This is a genomic window from Moraxella caviae (assembly GCF_002014985.1).
Classification (GTDB): domain Bacteria; phylum Pseudomonadota; class Gammaproteobacteria; order Pseudomonadales; family Moraxellaceae; genus Moraxella; species Moraxella caviae.
In genome coordinates, this window is record NZ_MUXU01000054.1 from 1 (window position 1) to 21333 (window position 21333).

A 21333-nucleotide genomic window follows, 5' to 3' on the forward strand; every position below is an offset into this window, starting at 1 on the left:
TCTAGTACAGCCCCTAAAAAATAGCTTTATTTTCCGGCTCTCTAAAATAGCCGTTAGCAAAAGAAGTCAGATGATTTTCTTCTGCTTGCGCATAACGACTTGGTGAGTGCTGATATCGTTCTTTTACTTTTTCCGGAATCTTGTCCGCTTTAGAAAGCAATAAGATTTTTGGATAGGTTTTGCCGTATTTATCCTGCATGGCGCGGATTTTATCAAACAGCGTGCTCAACATCTGAACCTGTGGCGTGAAAATTTCATCTCTATCTCGTTGCTCGCGCTCTCTCGCCTCAAGAGATTGGTCATAAACAAAAGCAAATTTACAATTCACATTTGATTCCAAAATTGCTTCTAAATAATCAGGCAGCTCACCCACGTTAGAAGCACCCTCTCCCTTATAAGCTCGTGCAAAATGCTCACCAGAAGCATCAACAAAAGTCAGCTCCATAGGTGGTTTTGTAGAATCTTCAGGCTGATAAATCAAATTAAGCTCATAAAATTCCAATTCGGAAGTGCGTTGCAAGCTCTTTTGTGGATTGCTAAACATCTCAATAATTCGATTAAAAAGCAATATTTCTTCATCGGTTGCCAAGTCTTGATTTAGGCGCACCAACCCTTTTAAATGAGTTTTCATGTAGTACACCAAGCTGGCAATGATAAAAGATTTACCAGAATCCGCCTTGCCAAGCATAAGTACGTAATTTTTGCTTTCTGCGTTAAAATTTAGACGCTCCAGCTCTTTGCGGTACTCCTGCTTGCTCATCTTAATCTTTGCTTCACGCCTTGTTTGTTTAGGTGGTCTTGCTGAAGGCGGCTCAGAACCCTTGCTTGTATTTGATACTTGAAATGCAGTGCCTGAGCTATTCTTTTGAGTCTCAGTTTTAGCCTCATCGGTTTTAAAAATATTTTCCAAGCGCTTATCTGATTTATCTCCAACCTTCTCTTTGGCACTACCATCAGTCTTTGCGCTGTTTTTACTTGCATCTAATTTTTTCAAAAAATCATCATCCAATTTCATCATCTTCTCCTTACAAGTCTATAGCTTTATTGATGTTTGGCTGATACGGCTCAACCTCACCACGACCATAGTGAACCAACAAAAAGACAATCATTGCCCAATCCACAAAAATACAGAATAGAGACAGCATTAGCGCCACAAAGATATGCTGAGTAAAGCCAGATTTAAACGAAAAAGCAATCTTACCAAGCTCTTGGGTTTTGACATGCGTTTTCTCAAAGCTAAAACGTTCTGGATCATTGACAAACTCTTGAGTGTCTGTGCCAATTTGATTGATGCCATTCACTACTTGCAGGTTTAGCACATGAGCTGAGCCACGCTCTTTGAGAGCCTCAGGGTCAAACAATGCCTCTTCCATTAGACCATCCAACTCATTAGCAAGCTGAGTATTTCTCACCTTAATCGCTTGAGCGCGACCATAGTCAGATTCACCAAACTTCTTTTGTGCGATGGCTGTGATATTTTCACTGTATTTTTGAGCAAGCTCTTGCGGAGAACCTGCAAACTCTGTCAGTTTCTCGCCTAATATCGCTTCAATCTGTCGAATTAAATCTCTGGCTTGATTGCCCAAACCGGGACGGGCAGAGTCGGTGATTTGCGACACCAACTGCTGAGTCAAAGACTCAACTCGAACTGCTTGTCGGTGATCATCAGGGGCAAAGTTATCAAGTGCTTTATTGGATGCAGCCAAAACGTCTAATAGCTGCTGTTTGTGAGCGGTAATTTCATCTCGATATAGCTGTTCGGTCTGATAATTGGTATAAACAGCGTTAAAATTACCCGCAAAAGAAAAGATAAAACAAATAAAATAGAAAAGAATAAGAAGGAAGATAGGTCGCTGATTTAATCGCTTATAGCCAATTTGATGGGTTAAAAAACCCATAACCATTGCTAAAGCAATAGAAAATCCCCAAGCAAATCCCCCCCCATTAGATCGGAGAATCCCAGTGCGGTCTGCACCAAGCTAATAACCAAAAATACCAACAAAGGCAAATAAATATAACCCGGAATACGAGCCTGTTTCATAATTTATCCTTATATCGCCAGTGCGACACAACATCTTAATCAAACGATACACTAAAAGTTAATTATAGCATCTAAACACCCTTTTAAAAAGCACTTAGTGCAAGGTATTCATAAGACGCAAAAGACCAACTCTACTCATGCAACGCCTTATAAATCGTATTCGCCAGTACCTTGCCAATGCCCTTGACGCTGGCGATTTCCACTTCTGACGCACCAATCAGCTGCCCAATACCGCCAAAATGATTGAGCAAATCACGGCGGCGTTTCGCTCCAAGTCCCGGAATCACTTCCAGCACCGACGAGCCACGCGCCTTATCACGTTTTTTGCGGTGCGCCGTGATGGCAAAGCGGTGCGCTTCATCACGCACTTGCATGATCAAATGCAGCGCCTTACTGTCAGGCGGTAAGTCAATCGGCTCGTGGTCAATAAAATGCAGCACTTCCAGCCCCGCCTTGCGCCCTTCGCCTTTTGCCACTGACACCAGCAAAGTATCGGATAAAATCCCCAACTCTTCAAGCACCGCCTTCGCCACGCCAAGCTGCCCTTTACCGCCATCAATGAGCAGCAAATCAGGCAGCGGCTGCTTTTTATAACGGCGCAGCAGCACTTGGCGCATGGCGGCATAATCATCACCGCCTGTGATGTCGTGAATGGCGTACTGACGATAATCTCGCTTGCGCACGCCGCCGCTGTCAAACACCACGCACGAACCGATCGCCGCTTCGCCCATCGTATGGCTGATGTCAAAGCACTCAATGCGATCAATCGCGCGCTCCGACACGTCCGCCAGCACCGATTTTAATGCCGCAAACCGCGCGTGCAATTCTTGATGATCGCCCAGCTGCGATTTAAGCGCATTATCAGCATTGAGTTTGGCAAGCGTCAGCCACTCATTGCGGTGCTTTTGCACACGGTGCTTGATGTGCGTCTTTGCGCCAAATTGCTCCGCCAAAAGCTCGCCAATCGCCGCATCGTCTGGCACAGCTTCACTGACGATGATTTCTTCTGGCAAATCATCACTCACCTGAAAATAAAACGACAACAAAAATTGCGCCAACCGCTCCGCATTGCTTTGCTCGCCCACGCAAATTTCATCAGGAAAATAATTTTTCCCGCCCAGCACCTGCCCGCCACGCACCGTCAGCACATGAATGCTGGTAATGCCCGCCTGATGACTGATGGCAAACACGTCCGCTTCACCCGCCAGCCGATACACCGCTTGGCGCGCCTGCATTTCACTGATCATGGTGATTTTATCTCGGTAAAACACCGCCTGCTCAAAATTCAGCTCCGCCGCTGCCGCTTCCATCTTGGCGATGAGCGTTTTTTGCACTTGCTCGTTATCACCATTTAAAAACGCAATCGCATTTTCCACGTCCGTAAGATACTCTTCATGAGACACCAAACCCACACAAGGCGCTTTGCACCGCTTGATTTGATATTCCAAACACGGACGTTTACGCGCCGCAAAAAACGCATTAGTGCAGTTACGCAGCATAAAAAGCCGCTGCATCAGCTCAAGCGTCTGCTTTGCACCGTGCGCTGATGGATAAGGGCCAAAAAATCGCCCTTGCACATGATTGCCCTTGCCACGCCCAAAGCCTAAACGTGCAAATTTGTCTTGAGAAACAAAGACATACAAATAAGATTTGTCATCTCGCAAAATCACATTATAAGGTGGTCTGTGCGCCTTGATGAGATTTTGCTCAAGCAGCAACGCTTCGGTCTCGCCACGCACGATGATGATTTCAATATCATAAATCCGCTGCACCAGCGCGCGCGTCTTTGGGTGCTCGATGGTCTTCACAAAATAGCTGGACACACGATTTTTTAGCGATTTTGCCTTGCCAACGTACAAAATCTCGCCCTGCTTGCCCAGCATTTTATACACGCCCGGCAAATTTGGCAGGCGTTTTAAAATCGCAGCGATGTGTTCATGGCGATTGGATGTGGTGCTTTTGGGTGTGTTTTCAGGCAAATTTGACGAAAGCTGGCTTGTAGCAGATGGCTGGCGGTCAGATAACTTGTCGGCAAAAGGTTTATCAGCAGATGATTTATCGGTAGAAATGTTGCTTGGCATGGCGTGCGATAATTTGGGTTATAAATATTATAAAAACGAATGCCAAATGATACCACACTCAAGCGTGCGATGGCGGTTTTTTGGCGTTGATTTGCCAAATTGCTTTTATCCATGCGGCATTTGTGGCAAAATAATGCTTTCGTGAAATTTTAAGCGATCAATATGCCCATCACAAACGCCAAAAACAAACTGGACAAACTACTGACACGCACCAAAAAGCTCGCCTATCCGCAGCTTGCGCCTTATCTTATCAAGGCACGCCTTGCCACTTATGCGCCCTTTGTCGGTGCAGGCATTCGCATGGATTTGATTGACTTGGACAACAGCCTGTGCGTGGTGAGTATGCCGCTGACTCGCCTAAATCGCAACGTGGTCGGCACGCAATTTGGCGGCAGCCTGTTTATGATGACTGACCCGTTTTTTATGCTCATGCTCATGCACAAGCTCGGCAAAGATTATGTCGTGTGGGATAAAGCGAGCAGCATTGATTTTATCACGCCCGGCACAAGTACAGTAACCGCACGAATGCACATTGACGTGGCGGAAATTAACACCATCATCACACTTGCCAAATCTGGCGCGCCTGTGTTTCGTGAATACCACATTGACATCACGGACGAAGCGCACAAAGTGGTCGCCAAAGTACAAAAAACCGTCTACATTCGCCTGCGCAGTTTTAGTAAATCCAAATCACAAACCATACAAAACGATTAAAAATCAAATAGTTAGCGCATTTTAAGTACATTGCTCTTATCAAAGCTAAAAACCGCCATGGTTTGACGCACCCACCATGACGGTTTTTAATTTGGCATATTTTTTGAATAATTGCCAAGCCAAAAAACAAAACCCCACCAAAAGGCAGGGTTCTGTGGCAACTGCAAATGCAGAAAATTTTGTGCTGATAACAGCCAGACAAATTATTCTGCGTCTTTGCGCACGCCCAATTTTTCTTTGATGCGCGCTGATTTGCCAGAGCGGTCGCGTAGGTAGTACAACTTAGCACGACGTACATCACCACGACGCTTCACAGAAATGCTGTCGATCAATGGTGAGTGTAGCTGGAATGCACGCTCAACGCCCACGCCGCTTGAGATTTTACGTACGGTGAACGATGAGTTCAAGCCACGGTTACGCTTAGCGATAACCACGCCTTCAAAAGCCTGTAGACGCTCACGGTCGCCCTCACGAACTTTTACTTGTACCACAACGGTGTCGCCCGGTGCGAATGCTGGGTGATTTTTTAGTTGTGAATTTTCAACGGCTTGAACCAAAGGATGTTTGTTGCTCATGGATAATCTCCGATAAATGACCTAGGCTATTACGCAAAAGCTACCTTTTTGATTGTGGTTAAAAGGACGCGTGTCATTACAAATACAATGCAGCAGGCACTTTGCCCAAATCTGCAAACCTGAACCACACAGGAAAATAAACTTCAGCATTTTATAAGATTTATCACAAAAAATCAAGAAGTTTTTCATGCAATTTACCAAACCTGATTGATTTAAAAAGCACCTTTTCTGATAATTTGCACAATGTTTTTCTTATAAAATCCCCTTTTTGACAAGTTTTTTAAGTCAAAAAAATCCCCAAAGTACGCCTTCGGGGATTTTGTGAGTTGGGCGAAAATTACATCATGCCGCCCATACCACCCATACCGCCAGCCATCGCTGCCGCTGCTGCGCCATTGTCCGCAGCTGGCTTGTCGGTAATCATCACTTCAGTGGTCAGCATTAGACCTGCCACAGAAGCGGCGTGCTCTAGCGCTGAGCGAGTTACTTTCGCTGGGTCAAGAATACCCATCTCTAGCATATCGCCATACACGCCAGTGGCTGCGTTGTAGCCGTAGTTGCCTTCGCCATTTTTCACTTCGTTCACAATCACGCTGGCTTCATCGCCTGCGTTGGTTACGATTTGGCGAAGTGGTGCTTCCATCGCACGGCGCAGGATATTGATACCAGCGGTTTGGTCGTCATTATCGCCTTTTACGCCTTCAAGTGCAGACAAGGCACGCACCAAAGTTACGCCGCCGCCCGGTACCACGCCTTCTTCTACCGCCGCACGAGTGGCGTGTAATGCGTCGTCCACACGGTCTTTTTTCTCTTTCATTTCGGTTTCAGTGGCAGCGCCCACTTTAATCACCGCCACGCCGCCAGACAGCTTGGCAACACGCTCTTGTAGTTTTTCTTTGTCATAATCAGACGTTGATTCTTCTACTTGACGGCGGATAGATTCCACACGCGCATCAATCGCTGCTTTATCGCCTGCACCATCTACAATCACGGTGTTTTCTTTGCCAACGGTTACTTTCTTGGCAGTACCCAGCTGCTCAAGCGTCGCAGTTTCTAGGCTTAGACCCACTTCTTCTGACACCACAGTACCGCCCGTCAAGATGGCGATGTCTTGTAGCATGGCTTTACGTCTGTCGCCAAAGCCCGGCGCTTTTACTGCGCAAGTTTTTAGACCGCCACGCAAATTATTCACCACAAGGGTCGCAAGCGCTTCATTTTCTACGTCTTCTGCGATGATAAGCAGCGGACGGCTGGTTTGCATGACTTGCTCTAGTAGTGGCACGATTTCACGGATGTTTGAAATCTTTTTATCCACCAAAAGGATATAAGGATTGTCAAATTCGCAAGTTAGGCTGTCTTGCTTATTGGCAAAATATGGGCTGATGTAGCCACGGTCAAACTGCATACCTTCCACGATTTCTAGCGCATCTTCAAAGCCTGAACCTTCTTCTACGGTAATCACGCCTTGCTTGCCCACTTTTTCCATCGCTTGGCTGATTAGCTCGCCAATTTTAGTATCAGAGTTTGCTGAGATTGAACCTACTTGCGCAATCGCTTTGTGATCGTTTGCTGGCGTGGCGATGGCGTGGATTTTTTCTACCGCCAAGCGAGTCGCCTTGTCAATACCACGCTTTAGATCCATTGGGTTCATGCCTGCTGCGACAGACTTCATGCCTTCAACCAAAATCGCCTGCGCAAGTACGGTTGCGGTGGTCGTACCATCACCTGCCACGTCGTTGGTTTTGCTGGCAACTTCACGCACCAACTGTGCGCCCATGTTTTCAAATTTGTCTTCAAGCTCAATCTCTTTGGCAACGCTCACGCCATCTTTGGTGATGGTTGGTGCGCCAAATGATTTGTCAATCACTACGTTACGACCTTTTGGGCCTAGCGTTACTTTCACGGCATTTGCCAATACATTCACGCCTTCAATCATTTTTTCGCGAGCGGTTGTGCCAAAATTTACGTCTTTAGCCATGATTTTCTCCGATTGTATTTTTTAAACTTTTCAATGAGTTAATTGATGAATGGTTGAAAGTCGTTCGTGGCAAGCGGTGCGCCTACCAAACCATCAAACCATGAGCGAAAACGAGCGTTTATTCCAACACGCCCAAAACATCGCTTTCTTTCATAATCAGCAGCTCTTCGCCGTCCACTTTCACAGTTTGACCTGCGTATTGACCAAACAACACAGTGTCGCCCACTTTTACGTCAAGCTCACGCACGCCTTGCTCGGTGATTTGACCGTTGCCCACAGCGATGACTTCGCCTTGTTGTGGTTTTTCAGCGGCAGCATCCGGAAGCAAGATGCCACCTGCGGTTTTTTGCTCTTCTTCGGTGCGGCGCACCACGATGCGATCGTGCAAAGGACGAATTTTCATAACTACTCCGTAATTTGTTAAAATAACTTTATAAACTGTTTAAAAATTTGTCAAGCAATGTCTTGCCTGAACTGATAATAACAATGGTGATTTTACCAATAATTTTCAAGCATAAAATTTTAAGAAATCGCAATTTTTCATCAACATTTACGCACAAAGTCGCCACTTTTGCCACTTTTAGACACAAAAAGCGACACAATCACCACAAAAGCGTACCGATTGGTGCTTGAAAATCTGGGCAATATCGCTCATTATAGGCTTATGGCGCAAATTATTGCAAAATGTTTCAAAACTCGCTTCAAGCCGCTTTGACAACGATTTGCAATTTTTTCAAATAACTTTAAAAACAACTTTTTAAAATAACTTGCTAAAATAGTTGGGAGAATAATAATGACAATCTTTAAAAATCTTTCTTCATGGACAACCACCAAAACGCTTGCCATCGCTGCCACAGGCGCACTTAGCCTTGCCGCCATGCCAAGCCACGCCGCTGATTTGACAGGCTTTAGCGCCACTTATGCGGTGAGCGCAGACGGCAAAAAAGGCACCGCCACACGCACGCTCACCAAATCTGGCAATAATTATACTTACAACGTAAACGCCACCGCTGCAGGCATTGCCAGCGTGAAGCAGTCGGCAAATTTTAGCCTTGTCAATGGCAAAATCGCACCTGCCAACGCCAGTATGTCGGTGCGCATTTTAGGCATCGGCAACACACACAGCGTCAAATTTAACAACCGTGCCAAAACCGTAACCAGCACTTATAAAGGCAAAACCACCAACCTAAAAATGGGTGCGCAAGCCTATGATGACTTGAGCCTAGAAGCGCAAATCCGTCAAGAGCTGATGAACGGCAAATTTACGGGCAATTACGCTTTGGTGAAGAAAAATCGCATTGAAACCACCAAATTTAGACGTGCTGGCAAAAGCAAAATCACCGTACCTGCAGGGACTTATGATGTGATTCGCATTGACCGTGTACATGACGATAAAGACCGCGCGACCAGCTTTTGGATTGCGCCAAGCCTAAATTATCTGCCTGTCAAAGTCAGCCAAACCAATGACGGCAAAGTCATCGCCATGGAGCTGACCAAAGTAAACTGAGCGCATTTTGACAAAATGCGATTATAAATAACGCCCAATAAAAACAACGCCTGTCTGATGATGGGCGTTGTTTTTTGTTTGGTTTTTTGGGCTGGATTATTGGGAAGTGTTTTCTTTGGGATGTTAGTTTACGCTTTGCTAACCCAGCTTACGGTTTTAAATCAAACCAATAAGTAGATTGGGTTGGGCGGAGTAATTGTAAGTTGGGTTAAGTGGAGCGAAAACCCAGCGTTTTCAAAGCAGATTTTTACAATGGTTGGATTTTCGCTTCCATCAGCTTACAAGCCAGCTTAAGATGACCGCTGCTTATACATAGGCGGCAAACGTTTTAATAGCACAAACAGCCAAATATTGACGAGTAACAGCAGCATAAATTCTGCCGCAAATCCCCACGCATTGCCCGCACCAGAAAAAGCATGCGTGAAAAATTGCACGCCTGCGTTCGCCAAATATGCAAGCATCAGCATATTTGCCAAAAGCAGCGCATAAGGCGAGCGTCCACGCAGTATCGCAGGCGTAAAAATCAGCGCAGGAATCAGCACAATCAGCTGCCACAGCACGCCAGCGCCCAGCGTATCTGCCGCGCCCACCGCCAAAAACGGCACCGCAAACAGTCGCCATAAAAGCCACGCAAGCCAAACCGCGCGCAGCTTTTGACGAATGGGCGCAGCGGGTTTTAAAACGCTGGATTTTGTTGGTCGCATGATGGTTTCGCTTCAATTAAAGGTAAAAATGTCAATCAAGCAAACGCTTTGCCACGTCTGCCAAACGCTTGCCTTGGGCGATGGCAAGCGATTTTTCATCTGCCGTCATCACAAGCTCATGGCGTGCGCCCACCACCGCACTTGCGCCATAAGGCGTACCGCCACGCACCGTGCGGCTCAGCTCAGCATTGGCATACGGCAAGCCCACCAGCACCATGCCGTGATGTAAAAGCGGAATCATCATAGACAGCAAGGTCGCTTCATTGCCGCCGTGCATAGAGCCTGTGCTGGTGAACACGCACGCAGGTTTGCCCTGAAGCGCACCAGAGAGCCACACGCCCACCGAATTGTCCAAAAAATACTTCAAACTTGCCGACATATTGCCAAAATGCGTCGGGCTGCCCAGCGCCAATGCCGCACAATTTGCCAAATCATCAAGCGTGGCGTACAAATCGCCTTCATCAGGAATGACAGGCTCGCTTTGTTCGGTATTGCTTGACACCTTTGGCACACGGCGAATTTTCACTGCAAAATCAGCATCTTGCACGCCTTGAGCAATCAAATATGTCAGCTCTTTTGTGGTGTTGTGCGTGCTGTCATACAGCACCAAAACATAAGGCTGACTGGCAACGTGGGCGGTTTGAGCAGTATTCATAAAACATTTCCAAGACAAAGCAAAATTTACAAAACAAGCCAAATCTTGTGCAATTTCACAAAACGGCTTGGCAAAACTTTTAAAACAAGGCTTTAAAACAGCACGACTTTTATAAATCATACAGGCGCAGTCTGCCATCAAATCAGCAAGCACGCCTGCCAACGCCCACATTATACCCCAAAGCCTGCGCCACATACAGCCCAAGATGGCTTTTGCCAGTAAAAATAAATGCGCTTGGGCTTTGCCACCAATCCAAAAACTTGCGCTTACATATTTTTGCTTTAAATTTGCGCAAGATTTGTTACACTAAGGCAAGTTTTAAATTTAACCCATTAAAAGATGACTTCGTTGTTACAAAAATTGCCTTTTTATCAAAAGCCTTGGTTTGTGTATTTGCGCACGGTGGTGCAGCATTTTATTGATGATGACTGCCCACAAAAAGCCGCCAGCCTGACTTATACCACGCTTTTATCCATCGTGCCGATTTTGACGGTGGTGATTGTCATTTTCTCCAGCATTCCAGCACTCCAAGACGTGCGTGAGCAAATGCAACAGATGATTTATGGCTTTCTTTTGCCGTCATCAGGCGAGCAAATGGGGCATTATTTTCAAACCTTTGCCGAAAAATCCAGCAATCTGGGCATTGTCGGTGTGATTGGCTTATTTGTTACAACCATCATGACGCTCATCACCATCGAGACGGCATTTAATCACATTTGGCGTGTCAAAGATCGCTCTGGCGGCGCGGCAAGTTTTGTGCGCTACTGGACGATGATTACGCTTGGGCCGATTGTGCTTGGCGTGGCGTTTGGTGCGTCCAGCACGATTTCTAGCATGAATTTTTTGAACCAGCAAATCGCAGGCTACGGCATTGATTGGTCGGCTTGGGCGTATGTGGTGTCGCTTGCCATCACTGCGGCAGGGTTTATCGGTATGTATTGGTTCATTCCAAAGGTGCAAGTGCCACTAAAAAATGCCGCCATCGCTGGCGTGGTGGCGGCTGCGCTGTTTGAGACGCTAAAAATGGTATTTGGCACGGTCATGCGTGATTTTACGAGCTACGAAGCGATTTATGGCGCATTTGCCGCTGTGCCGATTTTTCTTTTGTGGATTTATTTGTCTTGGAATATTATTCTTTTGGGCGTGGAAATCAGCTACACGCTCACCGTATTTGACGCCAAAAAATCTGCCGTGCGCCACCCCATGCTTAGCCTTTTGGATATGCTGAATCTAACCTACACACGCTATCAAAACGGCAAAACGGTAAGCGAAAGCGAGCTGCGCGCGGTGCTTGGGCGCAAAGAGCTGCCAAAATGGAGCGAATACATCGCCAAACTCACCGACAACGAACTCATCACCCGCACCAAAGACAATCAATACGTCCTAAAAACTGACCTAAACAGCGTCAGTCTGTGGCAATTTTACAAATCCCTACCCTATCCACTGCCCATCAAGGACGAGCTGGATCACGCTGCCATCGCCATCACTGCCGAAAAAAGCACTTGGCTTCATGCGTTGTACGAGCAGTTTTTGCGCATTGAAAACACCGCAAAAAGCGAGCTGAACATCACTTTGGCGCAAGTTTTTCGTGGTGAAACTGACTTGAAAAACAATAAAACCGCTAGTGAAAATACTGACAATGCAACTCTTGATGGCACAAATCTTAGCAATGCTAATCTTAACAACCACACGGCAGATGAACGCTTAAACAGCACAATCGCCACGCCTGCCAATCATCAAACTGCCACACAAACAGCGCAAGATAACGACGCACAAAACGCAGAAAACTTGGCGGATAATGTTCGTGGCGATGAAATTTTTAACACCGAAAATCACGCCCACACTGACAGCTTGTACGACCAAAACCATCAAGATAATTTGCAAAAATTGAGTGATAAGTCTGGCGATAAATTTAACGGCAAATTTGGCAGTGAATTTAGTGGCGAGTTTGGTGATAAGGTACGCAGCACATCGCAAAAACTCAAGGCAGACTTGGGCGAATTTGGCGATGAAGTTGGCAAAAAAGCACGTCAATTATTGGATAAATTCAAAAAATCCTAACACCAAGTTTTTATGCCGCCAAGTTTTTTATACCAAAAATACACCAAAACTTGCGCCAATCACAAAAAACACCCAAACCGTAAAAACGATTTGGGTGTTTTTTAGTGTTTTGCAGAGTTTGTTTTAAGCGGTTGGCTTGCAAATTACTTGCAAGTTTTGCACCTTCACGCCACATCAAAGCGCAGCAAACTCAATCAAAATCCACCGCCAGCACTTTGCCCGTCAGCGTACGCCCCATAAATGGCGTGTTTTTGCCTTGTGAATGCATGGCGTCTTTGCTCACCGTCCATGCAAGCGTTGGGTCAATCGCCACCGCACCGCCAATTTGGGCGTAATTTTGAATACCTGCAATTTTGGCTGGATTTAGGCAGATTTTTTCTACCAGCTCTTCGCTCGTCAAAATGCCGTCCGCCACCAGTTTACAGCCCAGCGACACAAAGGTGTCAAAATTACTGATGCCTGCGCTGCATTCAGCGAATGGCGCTTGCTTGGACGAGCCAGACAGCGGCTCATGGTGGCTGCAAATTGCGTCAATCGTGCCGTCTTTTAGCCCTTTAATCAACGCCTTTTGGTCAGTATTTGAGCGCAGCGGCGGCAGCACATAGGCATTGGCGTTATAGCCTTCAATGTCATCGTCCGTCAGGTGCAGCTGGTGCATGGCGACATCGCAGGTAATCGGCAAGCCACGCTCTTTACCAAAACGAATCAAATCCAGCGAAGTGCGGCAAGTCAGCTGGCTAAAATGCGCCGCCACGCCTGTCTCTTCCACCATCAGCATTTGCTTGGCAAGTGCGATGGTCTCAGCCAGCCAAGGAATGCCCTGCAAGCCATGAAAAGATGCGATGTAGCCTTCGTGCGCCACACCGCCTTTAGAAAGACTTGGCTCATTTGGATAAAAAAACACTTTTAAATCAAAGGTTTTGGCGTATTCAAGCATTCTTAGTAGCGCCAAATCATTCTCAAAACTGGCATTGGCATTACTAAGCGCAATCGCACCACCTTGCTTAAGACCTGCCAAATTGGCTGGCTGCTTGCCTTCAAGTCCAGCGCTCAGCGCACCCAAAATGTGCAGATGAATACCGCCATCTTGATACGCTTTTTCACGCAAGCCCTTTAGCAACGAGCCGTTTTCCAGCACAGGATTGGTGTCTGGCGGCAAAACAACGTGTAAAATGCCGTTTTTGCGTGCCGCCTGCCCTTCACTGGCAAGCGTGCCGTGCGCCTGATGACCCGGCTCTCTTAGGCGCGCGCACAAATCCACGATGGGCGGAATAACCCACGCCTGCTCAGACAAATCGGTGAAATTTGGCATTTTCCAATCGGTAGGTAGATGATTTTTCATGATTTTTCCTTGTTATCAATACATTTTGCGTCTAAATATTTTGTGTTTAAATGCGCTTGGTATGGCATCAAATCGCTTTAGCCGAACTTAAGATTTTATGCAAGGCGTTTTATCAATGAAAGCGATTTGGCAATCAGGTGTTTTTGTCGGTTTGGATAGTTTGTTATAATGCGCTTGCAAATTTCACTTGGCTGTTTTCCCAGTCGTTTTCTTAGCCGTTTTATAAAGCCATCAATGGAAAAACCACCATGCGCACAAACAAAACTTTCACCAAATCACACACCTTCATCAAATTTGGCATTCTGGCAAGTGTCGTGATGACAGCACCGCTCATCAGCGCTTGCCACACCACCACGCCACAAATACCTGTGCAGCAAACGCCTGCGCCAACTCAGCTTGACATCACGCCAACTGCCATCAATGGCGCATTGATTGTGTATTTTGACGCCAGCAAAAAATCGCAAGTGCTAAGTGCCGTTGCCGAGCGTGGCGATACGATTTTGTATCAATATCAAAATTTTAACGCCATCGCCATCGCACCTGCCACCAAAAACACCAAACAAGCCTTACATTTTTATCAAACGCTGGACGGCGTGCTAAACGCAGTGCCAGAGCAAACATTGCAGCTGCATTGATTGGCGAGTGCGCTTGGCTGTGATTTGGCAATCAAACTCTCATCAATTCTTGCCCACGCATTGCCATCGCCATCACCGCCATGCGCACGGCAATGCCGTTATTGACTTGCTTTAAGATGACCGACTGCGCACCATCGGCCACGCTAGACGCAATCTCAACACCACGATTCATCGGCCCCGGGTGCATGACAAGTGCGTTTGGCTTGGCAAGCGCCACACGGCTTTCGGTAATGCCATACGCCTTAAAATATTCGCTGGTAGACGGCAAAAGCGGCGAGCCAATGCGCTCATTTTGAATGCGCAAACCGATAATCACATCTGTGTCCGCCACGCCTTGATCGATGTTTTCAAACACATTCACGCCATAACGCTCAATGCCTTTTGGCAGCAGCGTGCGCGGCGCAATCACACGAATGTCTTTCACGCCCAGCGTTTTTAGTGCACTCATGTCCGAGCGTGCCACACGGCTGTGCTTGATGTCGCCAACGATTGCCACCGACAGCTCATCAAAAGGCTTGTTGGTTTTTGTAACCAATTCACGATAAATCGTCAGCATATCCAGCATGGCTTGGGTTGGGTGGGCGTGCCAGCCATCGCCTGCATTGATGATGGCGACATTTGGCGTAACTTCCGTTGCCATAAAATGCGCCGCACCGCTTGCCGAATGGCGCACCACAAACATATCCGCGCTCATCGCTTCTAAGTTCCACAGCGTATCACGCAGCGTCTCGCCCTTATTGGTAGACGAGCGTGCAATGTCCAGATTCAGCACGTTTGCACCAAGGCGTTTTTGCGCCGCTTCAAAAGTCGTGCGTGTGCGTGTGGAGTTTTCAAAAAACAGATTCATCACCGTTTTGCCAGACAGCTCATCGGTGTTAATCAAGCGTCCGCTGTCGTCAAAATAGCTCATCGCCTTATCAATGATGGCTTCAAGCTGGGCTTTATTCAGTCCTTCCACACCCAAAAAGTGCCGAATACCGCCATCGCTGGCAAGCTGCGGTGCGGACATTTTTTGGTTCAAGCGGGTTTCAATAGAAGTTGTCATACTCTGCCTTGTGATGTTGTTATGTTTGTTTGATTGTCAAATTGTAAACTGACGATTAAAAATCAACACAGCACAAACCGCTCAATCCTTGCTGGTGTTTGCATCCTTTGCCGAAGGCGTTTTTGCACTGAGCTTAACACTGAATTTGGCGCTGAATTTCACATTGCAATTCATCGTTTTGAGTTTGTGATGAAACACAAAGTTTAAACGCAGGGTTTAAAATTTATCGCTTAAAATTTATCGCCAAATTTGCTACAATAAGACCCAAGCAAAGGTAAGTGCGTTTTGATTCTACCGCACGATTTAACGCACGCCAAAATTAAGCCTCGGCGTTTTAAATCGCCTTTTTGTCAAGTTACCCAATCTGGCTTTTAAATCTAATTTTAGCCCATTTGTGATGGCTAAAAAAGCAGTTTTTTCACTTTTTTGCAAAAGTTGGCATTATTTGGGTAAAATTGCAGAAAATGACACTTGCCAAGCGTTAATTTTAATGTGTATTAAAAATTGATTTAAATTTATAACCAGTATCCGTAGTTTTTCACACAGCAACAGCAAACACACAAGGACAGCACCATGACCACATTGGCTCAATACCTAGAAACTCACGCCACACCACAAATCGCAAGCGTCATCACCACGCTTGCCACCACCAGCACCGCCATCAGCAATCTTTTGGACAAAGGCGCGCTGGCTGGTATTCATGGCGAAGCTGGCGGCGAAAACGTGCAAGGCGAAGCACAAAAAAAACTGGACGTAATTTCTAATGACCTGCTGCTAAACGCCCTAATTCACAACCCAAACTGCGCAGGTGTAGCGTCCGAAGAGCTAGAAGACATCAGCCCTGCCAACACAGACGGCACGCTTTTGGTAACTTTTGATCCGCTGGACGGCTCATCAAACATTGACATCAACATGACGGTTGGCACGATTTTTTCGGTCTTGCCCCAAAAAAATACTGGCAATACCGCCACCGAAGCTGACTTTTTGCAAGCTGGCACAAACCAAGTGGCGGCAGGCTATTTCATTTACGGCACGTCCACCATGCTGACTTTGACGCTGGGCAAAGGCGTGGCGATGTTCAGCTTTGACCCGCTAAGCCAGACTTACATTCTTATCAATGACAACGTACAAGTAAGCAAAACCACCGCCGAATATGCCATCAATGCGTCCAATCGCCGCTACTGGCTTGCGCCAATGCAACAGTACATTGAAGAGCTGACGCAAGGCGATACAGGCGTGCGCAACAAAGACTACAATATGCGCTGGGTGGCGGCGATGATTGCTGACGTGCATCGTATTTTGATTCGTGGTGGCGTGTTTATGTATCCGTTTGACACCAAAATCGCTGGCAAGGCAGGCAAACTGCGCCTGATGTACGAAGGCAACCCAATGGCATTTGTGATTGAGCAAGCTGGCGGACTTGCCACCGATGGTGTAAAACGCATCATGGAATATCAGCCAACGCACATTCACCAGCGCGTGCCTGTGGTGCTGGGCGCCAGCGATGAAGTAGAATACGTCAAGGCATTACATGAAAAAATGGGCGTGGGCGCAAGCGGCGAAGCGTTGTAATTGAACGCTGAACGCCTTTTTTACTTTTCGCATTGGGCTTTTAATGCTTAGCTTTTAGTGTTTGGCTTTTAATGTTTGGCTTGGCTGGCTTTTGGCGGTGTTTTGGTTGTACGATTAAAAACTATAAATCGCCAAATCCAGCCAGCACCGCTTTAAAACACCATAAATCCATTTAAACCTGATAAACCACGCAATTCACCAGCACAACGCACCCAAAACTGACAACGAGCCGTCTTATCAGTGTTGCGTTTTGCTCTTGCTATTTTAATAACGAAAACACATGACCCCCATTGTTTCACCGAAAAATCCCACCGTTCGCCATGCGCACGCCCTACTCACTCAGCACCGCATTCGCAAAAAAAGCGGTGAGACGGTGATTGAAGGCGTGCATTTGCTTGAAGCATTGCTTGCCAAGCAAAACACAAGCTCAATCTCAATCAAGCAAGTGCTGCTCAGCCAAAGCGCACTTACTCACCCAGAAGTAGAAAAGCTGCTGCCACTTCTGCCAAGCCGTGCGCTTTTAGTGCTGGACGATAAACTGTACAAAGAAATCCGCACCCTTGGCGATGGCGTGGACGTGATGGCGGTGATTGACACACCCAAGCCTGATTTTACCGCGCTGGGTGATTATGCAGGCGATTGCGTGATTTTGGATGGCTTACAAGACGCTGGCAACATCGGCACACTGCTAAGAACGGCGTGCGCAGTCGGCATTCAGACCATCATCACCACGCCAAATACCGCAAGTCTGTGGTCGCCCAAGGTTTTGCGTGCCAGCATGGGCGCAAATTTTAGCCTTGCGATTTTTGAGCAGTGCAGCTTTGCTGACATCACCGCCACGCTAAAAACTCCGCTATACGCCACCAGCAGCCACACCGATAAAGTCATTTACGAGCATGATTTAACTCGCCCTATGGCGTGGGTGCTAGGACACGAAGGTCAAGGCGTGAGCGATGACTTTTTGCGCCTTGCCACGCCAATCGCCCTGCCGCAGCCGGGCGGACAAGAAAGCCTAAACGTGGGCGTGGCAGGTTCGGTGTGTTTTTATGAAATGCTCAGACAGCGCAGTTATGCTTAAGTTTGCAAAATTTTCAAATCTTGACAATTCATCTGCCAAAACCTAGTAAATTTCCCAAAAACCCCATAAAAAAACAGCCTTATCCGCACAGATAAAGCTGTTTTTATTTTATAAAAGTTGCACGATTAAAATTTACGCATCAAATCAGCAATGCAACATCAAGACTGCCCATTTTGCAACGACAACGCTTCGGCAAAGCCTGCATCATCGCCAAAATAAATGTCGCCTGTTTTATCATCGGTATAAAATTTAAGCTTTCTGCCTTTTTTATCGGTCATGACAAGCGTCTGCTCAAGCTCGCTGCACAATTTTTTGATTTCATCAATGTGCTGATCGCTTGCCAGCGTTGGCTTGACGATGTATTCCAGCTTTTGTACTTGCTCATCGCTAAGCTGCTGATGCGCCACATTCCAATCCAAAATTCTTTGGCTGATGGCACGCACCATTTTTAAATCAAAACCGTTTTCGTGATTGATTTTTGCAAATAACATAACTCACCTTAAAAATAAAAATTGATAAGCGCCGCCAGCAATCATTGCAAACAATCCGATCAGGCTAAAAATGCGATAAATCACCGCCCAAAGCTGCAAATTAACCATTTTTAAACTACCGAACCATCTTGACGGCAAAAATATTATACACCAAGACAAACAAAAAACGCATTTTAAATTCATAAAATGCGTTTTTGCGTTTCACATCATACGCCTAAGCAATGACAATGCTCTTACAGCTTTTCGGTCAGCTCTGGCACAGCACTGAACAAATCGGCTTCTAGGAAGTAATCTGCCACGCCTGCGATTGGTGCTTCTGGGTCGTTGTTGATGGCGACAATGGTCTTAGAATCTTTCATGCCTGCCAAATGCTGAATTGCACCAGAAATACCCACGGCGATATACAAGTTTGGCGCAACGATTTTGCCCGTCTGACCCACCTGCATATCATTTGGCACAAAGCCTGCGTCCACCGCAGCACGGCTTGCGCCCACTGCCGCACCCAGCTTGTCCGCCAAAGGCTCGATGTATTTAGTGAAATTCTCACCGCTGGCAAGCGCACGGCCGCCAGACACCACGATGTTTGCTGAAGTCAGCTCTGGACGGTCAGACTTAGCAAGCTCTTCAGACACAAAGCGTGATTTGCCTGCGTCCGCGCCTGCCGCCACGCTTTCAATGCTTGCGCTGCCGCCTGTTGCCGCTGCGTCAAATGCGGTTGCACGCACGGTCAAGATGACTTTTTCTTCGTCATTTTTTACGGTTGCGGTGGCGTTGCCTGCGTAGATTGGACGCTCAAAAGTGCGCTCGTCAATCACTTTTGTGATGTCTGACACCATGTTCACGTCAAGCACAGCCGCCACGCGTGGTAGGAAGTTTTTGCCTGTGGTGGTTGCAGGGGCGATGATGTGGCTATAGCCGCCCGCCAATTCTACCACCAAAGGCGCAACGTTTTCTGCCAGCTGGTTGGCAAATGCGGCATTATCCGCCAGCAAAACCTTGCTCACGCCTGCCACTTGTGCCGCCTGCTCAGCCACTGCTTGTGCGCCGCTGCCTGCCACCAAAAGATGCACATCGCCGCCGATTTGACTTGCTGCCGTTACCGCTGCCAAAGTCGCAGATTTTAGCTCTTGATTGTCGTGTTCTGCATAAACTAAAACGCTCATTATTCTATCCTTTTTGCTTAATCTTGTTGCGTTTGCAAGTTGATGAGTTGCCAATTTTCTTATCTAGCCAACATCAAATCCGACATCAGCACGCCAACTTGCAACCGTCGCTTTGCAATTTATTACGCCAATTATTTTAAATCCAAAGAAGTTTTAAATTCAAAAAAGTTTAAATTCAAATAGCTTGTAAATTTAAATAATCAGATGACTTTCGCTTCGTTTTTTAGCTTGTCAATCAGCTCGTCCACGCTCGCCACTTTCACGCCTGCGCTGCGTTCAGCAGGTGCGGCAACTTTCACGGTGCTGATTTTTGCGCCCATTTGCACGCCAAAGTCAGCTGGCGTTTTTACGTCCAAAGGCTTTTTCTTGGCTGCCATGATGTTTGGCAATTTTGGAAAACGTGGCTCATTTAGGCGCAAATCAGTGGTAATCACCGCAGGCAATGACAACGCCACCGTCTGCAAGCCGCCATCAATCTCACGCGTAACGTTCACGCTGTCGCCGTCTACCACCACTTCAGAAGCAAACGTGCCTTGTGGTGCGCCCATCAGTGCCGCCAGCATTTGTCCTGTTTGGTTGTTGTCATCGTCAATCGCTTGCTTACCAAGCAAAATGATTTGTGCGCCTTCAGCTTCAGCCACGCCTTTTAGGATTTTGGCAACTTGCAGCGGATAGGCTTTTTCGTCCGTTTCCACCAAAATGCCACGATCCGCACCCAGCGCCAGCGCAGAACGGATTTGCTCTTGGGCTTGGGTTTGACCCACAGACACCGCGATGATTTCACTTGCCACGCCTTTTTCTTTTAGGCGCACCGCTTCTTCAATGGCGATTTCACAAAATGGGTTTACGCTCATTTTGGCATTGGCAAGCTCCACGCCTGACTCGTCTGCCTTGACACGCACTTTTACGTTATGATCAACCACGCGTTTTACCGCAACCAATACTTTCATATTCTCTCCGTTGTTTGCTTATTGCTGTAAAGCATTTATAAAACTTACAGCACCTTTATATCATTTACGCACGAATTTGTAAACAGTCAAATCCACCCAAACACATGACAAAGCGTCATATCGCAATGCCAAAACGTCATAGAGCGTGTTCGGCTTTTGACGTGCATTTCCCTGCTGCCAACAAACCACTGCCGATACCGCTGCCGACAAATTCGTCCATCGCTTCATTGTGCAAAATCGTTCAAATCAGGTCAAATGCCAAACGTGAACGCTGGGTCATTTTTATTTTGCCAATGGTTTATACCTTGATGATGCGCTGATTGGCTGTTAAATCGCCAACGCCAAACGTGGCGACGCCAGCACAAACACGCAAAGCAGCCCGTACACCAGCGCAAAAGACTTAGAAAACGCCAAATATTTGGCAGGCACGATGATGTCCATCGGATCGTCTGGCACGTCTGTTTTGGCGATCAACTTTGCGCCATAAAACCACCCAGCGACAGAATAAATACCGTACACCACAGGCACGCTGATGGCGAAGCGATCCAACTCCAAAAAGTACAAAGCCGCCGCGCTCACCAGCACCCACACCGATGTCAAAAGGCTGGCTATCCCAAAAATTCCCGTCTCTGGCAATTTGCCGTCATTGCGCTCAAGCAGACCAGACTCCACCCAAATCAAAAGCGCAATCACCAAACTTGCCGCCACAAAAGCCGTCTGTGCGTCAATCATGCTCTCTTC

22 protein-coding genes are annotated in these 21333 nt (G+C 46.9%); 7 read left to right on the plus strand and 15 right to left on the minus strand.

All coding sequences use genetic code 11. From position 1 onward, the window contains the following. Positions 1 to 13: 13 nt before the first annotated feature. The 4 genes from B0181_RS08370 to uvrC form a co-directional block, all read right to left on the minus strand. Positions 14 to 1015 carry a hypothetical protein gene (locus B0181_RS08370; RefSeq protein WP_078277058.1) on the minus strand — a complete coding sequence of 334 codons (1002 nt, stop codon included), beginning with the start codon at positions 1013 to 1015 and terminating at the stop codon, positions 14 to 16. A 10-nt stretch (positions 1016 to 1025) separates the two neighbouring features. Then, the gene (locus tag B0181_RS08375; RefSeq protein WP_078277059.1) at positions 1026 to 1898 is read right to left on the minus strand and encodes a hypothetical protein; all 873 of its coding nucleotides are present in this window, start codon (positions 1896 to 1898) and stop codon (positions 1026 to 1028) included. Between the two features lie 8 nt (positions 1899 to 1906). Then, positions 1907 to 2041 carry a hypothetical protein gene (locus tag B0181_RS12465; RefSeq protein ID WP_281271134.1) on the minus strand — a complete coding sequence of 45 codons (135 nt, stop codon included), beginning with the start codon at positions 2039 to 2041 and terminating at the stop codon, positions 1907 to 1909. Positions 2042 to 2172: 131 nt separating this feature from the next. Beyond that, a complete protein-coding gene (gene uvrC / locus B0181_RS08380) occupies positions 2173 to 4122 on the minus strand; it encodes an excinuclease ABC subunit UvrC (protein WP_078277060.1) in 1950 nt (649 codons plus the stop codon). A 168-nt stretch (positions 4123 to 4290) separates the two neighbouring features. Here uvrC and B0181_RS08385 point away from each other — a divergent pair, with 168 nt between their 5' ends. Then, positions 4291 to 4836 (plus strand): DUF4442 domain-containing protein, encoded by a 546-nt coding sequence (locus B0181_RS08385; protein ID WP_425452027.1) that lies wholly within the window; start codon positions 4291 to 4293, stop codon positions 4834 to 4836. Between the two features lie 203 nt (positions 4837 to 5039). Here the strand turns inward: B0181_RS08385 and rplS are convergent, their stop codons facing one another. The 3 genes from rplS to B0181_RS08400 all read right to left on the minus strand — a co-directional run bounded on the left by rplS (position 5040) and on the right by B0181_RS08400 (position 7792). Beyond that, entirely contained in the window at positions 5040 to 5411 is a 372-nt protein-coding gene (gene rplS / locus B0181_RS08390; protein WP_078277062.1) for a 50S ribosomal protein L19, read from the minus strand. 337 nt (positions 5412 to 5748) lie between these two features. Continuing rightward, positions 5749 to 7392, minus strand: coding sequence for a chaperonin GroEL (gene groL, locus B0181_RS08395; RefSeq protein WP_169835764.1), 1644 nt, complete (start codon positions 7390 to 7392; stop codon positions 5749 to 5751). A 115-nt stretch (positions 7393 to 7507) separates the two neighbouring features. Continuing rightward, on the minus strand, positions 7508 to 7792 hold the full coding sequence (locus B0181_RS08400; RefSeq protein WP_078277064.1) for a co-chaperone GroES: 285 nt from the start codon (positions 7790 to 7792) through the stop codon (positions 7508 to 7510). A gap of 474 nt (positions 7793 to 8266) precedes the next feature. On the opposite strand from B0181_RS08400, the gene B0181_RS08405 reads away from it, so the two are divergent. After that, positions 8267 to 8896, plus strand: coding sequence for a DUF3108 domain-containing protein (locus B0181_RS08405; RefSeq protein WP_115338223.1), 630 nt, complete (start codon positions 8267 to 8269; stop codon positions 8894 to 8896). Between the two features lie 290 nt (positions 8897 to 9186). On the opposite strand, the gene B0181_RS08410 is transcribed toward B0181_RS08405, so the two are convergent. Both B0181_RS08410 and wrbA read right to left on the minus strand, forming a co-directional pair. Continuing rightward, positions 9187 to 9600, minus strand: coding sequence for a hypothetical protein (locus B0181_RS08410; protein ID WP_078277066.1), 414 nt, complete (start codon positions 9598 to 9600; stop codon positions 9187 to 9189). A gap of 31 nt (positions 9601 to 9631) precedes the next feature. After that, a complete protein-coding gene (gene wrbA, locus B0181_RS08415) occupies positions 9632 to 10255 on the minus strand; it encodes an NAD(P)H:quinone oxidoreductase (protein WP_078277103.1) in 624 nt (207 codons plus the stop codon). Between the two features lie 339 nt (positions 10256 to 10594). Here wrbA and B0181_RS08420 point away from each other — a divergent pair, with 339 nt between their 5' ends. Then, positions 10595 to 12316 carry a YihY family inner membrane protein gene (locus tag B0181_RS08420; protein ID WP_078277067.1) on the plus strand — a complete coding sequence of 574 codons (1722 nt, stop codon included), beginning with the start codon at positions 10595 to 10597 and terminating at the stop codon, positions 12314 to 12316. 190 nt (positions 12317 to 12506) lie between these two features. On the opposite strand, the gene B0181_RS08425 is transcribed toward B0181_RS08420, so the two are convergent. Next, positions 12507 to 13658 (minus strand): dihydroorotase, encoded by a 1152-nt coding sequence (locus B0181_RS08425; protein WP_078277068.1) that lies wholly within the window; start codon positions 13656 to 13658, stop codon positions 12507 to 12509. A gap of 248 nt (positions 13659 to 13906) precedes the next feature. Here B0181_RS08425 and B0181_RS08430 point away from each other — a divergent pair, with 248 nt between their 5' ends. Next, complete coding sequence (locus tag B0181_RS08430; RefSeq protein ID WP_078277069.1) at positions 13907 to 14293, plus strand: hypothetical protein; 387 nt, start codon at positions 13907 to 13909, stop codon at positions 14291 to 14293. A gap of 31 nt (positions 14294 to 14324) precedes the next feature. Here B0181_RS08430 and B0181_RS08435 read toward each other — a convergent pair whose 3' ends face one another. Beyond that, positions 14325 to 15338 carry an aspartate carbamoyltransferase catalytic subunit gene (locus tag B0181_RS08435; RefSeq protein ID WP_078277070.1) on the minus strand — a complete coding sequence of 338 codons (1014 nt, stop codon included), beginning with the start codon at positions 15336 to 15338 and terminating at the stop codon, positions 14325 to 14327. Between the two features lie 573 nt (positions 15339 to 15911). Between B0181_RS08435 and B0181_RS08440 the strand changes: the two genes are divergently transcribed. Next, a complete protein-coding gene (locus B0181_RS08440; RefSeq protein WP_078277071.1) occupies positions 15912 to 16910 on the plus strand; it encodes a class 1 fructose-bisphosphatase in 999 nt (332 codons plus the stop codon). Positions 16911 to 17190: 280 nt separating this feature from the next. Beyond that, positions 17191 to 17988 (plus strand): TrmH family RNA methyltransferase, encoded by a 798-nt coding sequence (locus tag B0181_RS08445; protein ID WP_078277072.1) that lies wholly within the window; start codon positions 17191 to 17193, stop codon positions 17986 to 17988. A 158-nt stretch (positions 17989 to 18146) separates the two neighbouring features. Here the strand turns inward: B0181_RS08445 and B0181_RS08450 are convergent, their stop codons facing one another. From B0181_RS08450 to B0181_RS08460, 3 genes are all read right to left on the minus strand, one after another. Further along, positions 18147 to 18479 (minus strand): hypothetical protein, encoded by a 333-nt coding sequence (locus tag B0181_RS08450; protein ID WP_078277073.1) that lies wholly within the window; start codon positions 18477 to 18479, stop codon positions 18147 to 18149. A 233-nt stretch (positions 18480 to 18712) separates the two neighbouring features. Continuing rightward, positions 18713 to 19642: an electron transfer flavoprotein subunit alpha/FixB family protein gene (locus B0181_RS08455; RefSeq protein WP_078277074.1), complete on the minus strand. Its 930-nt coding sequence runs from the start codon at positions 19640 to 19642 to the stop codon at positions 18713 to 18715. 200 nt (positions 19643 to 19842) lie between these two features. Further along, complete coding sequence (locus B0181_RS08460; protein WP_078277075.1) at positions 19843 to 20592, minus strand: electron transfer flavoprotein subunit beta/FixA family protein; 750 nt, start codon at positions 20590 to 20592, stop codon at positions 19843 to 19845. A 104-nt stretch (positions 20593 to 20696) separates the two neighbouring features. Between B0181_RS08460 and B0181_RS08465 the strand changes: the two genes are divergently transcribed. Continuing rightward, positions 20697 to 20912: a hypothetical protein gene (locus tag B0181_RS08465; protein WP_078277076.1), complete on the plus strand. Its 216-nt coding sequence runs from the start codon at positions 20697 to 20699 to the stop codon at positions 20910 to 20912. Between the two features lie 7 nt (positions 20913 to 20919). On the opposite strand, the gene B0181_RS08470 is transcribed toward B0181_RS08465, so the two are convergent. After that, on the minus strand, positions 20920 to 21324 hold the full coding sequence (locus tag B0181_RS08470; protein WP_143821594.1) for a hypothetical protein: 405 nt from the start codon (positions 21322 to 21324) through the stop codon (positions 20920 to 20922). Positions 21325 to 21333: the final 9 nt, after the last annotated feature.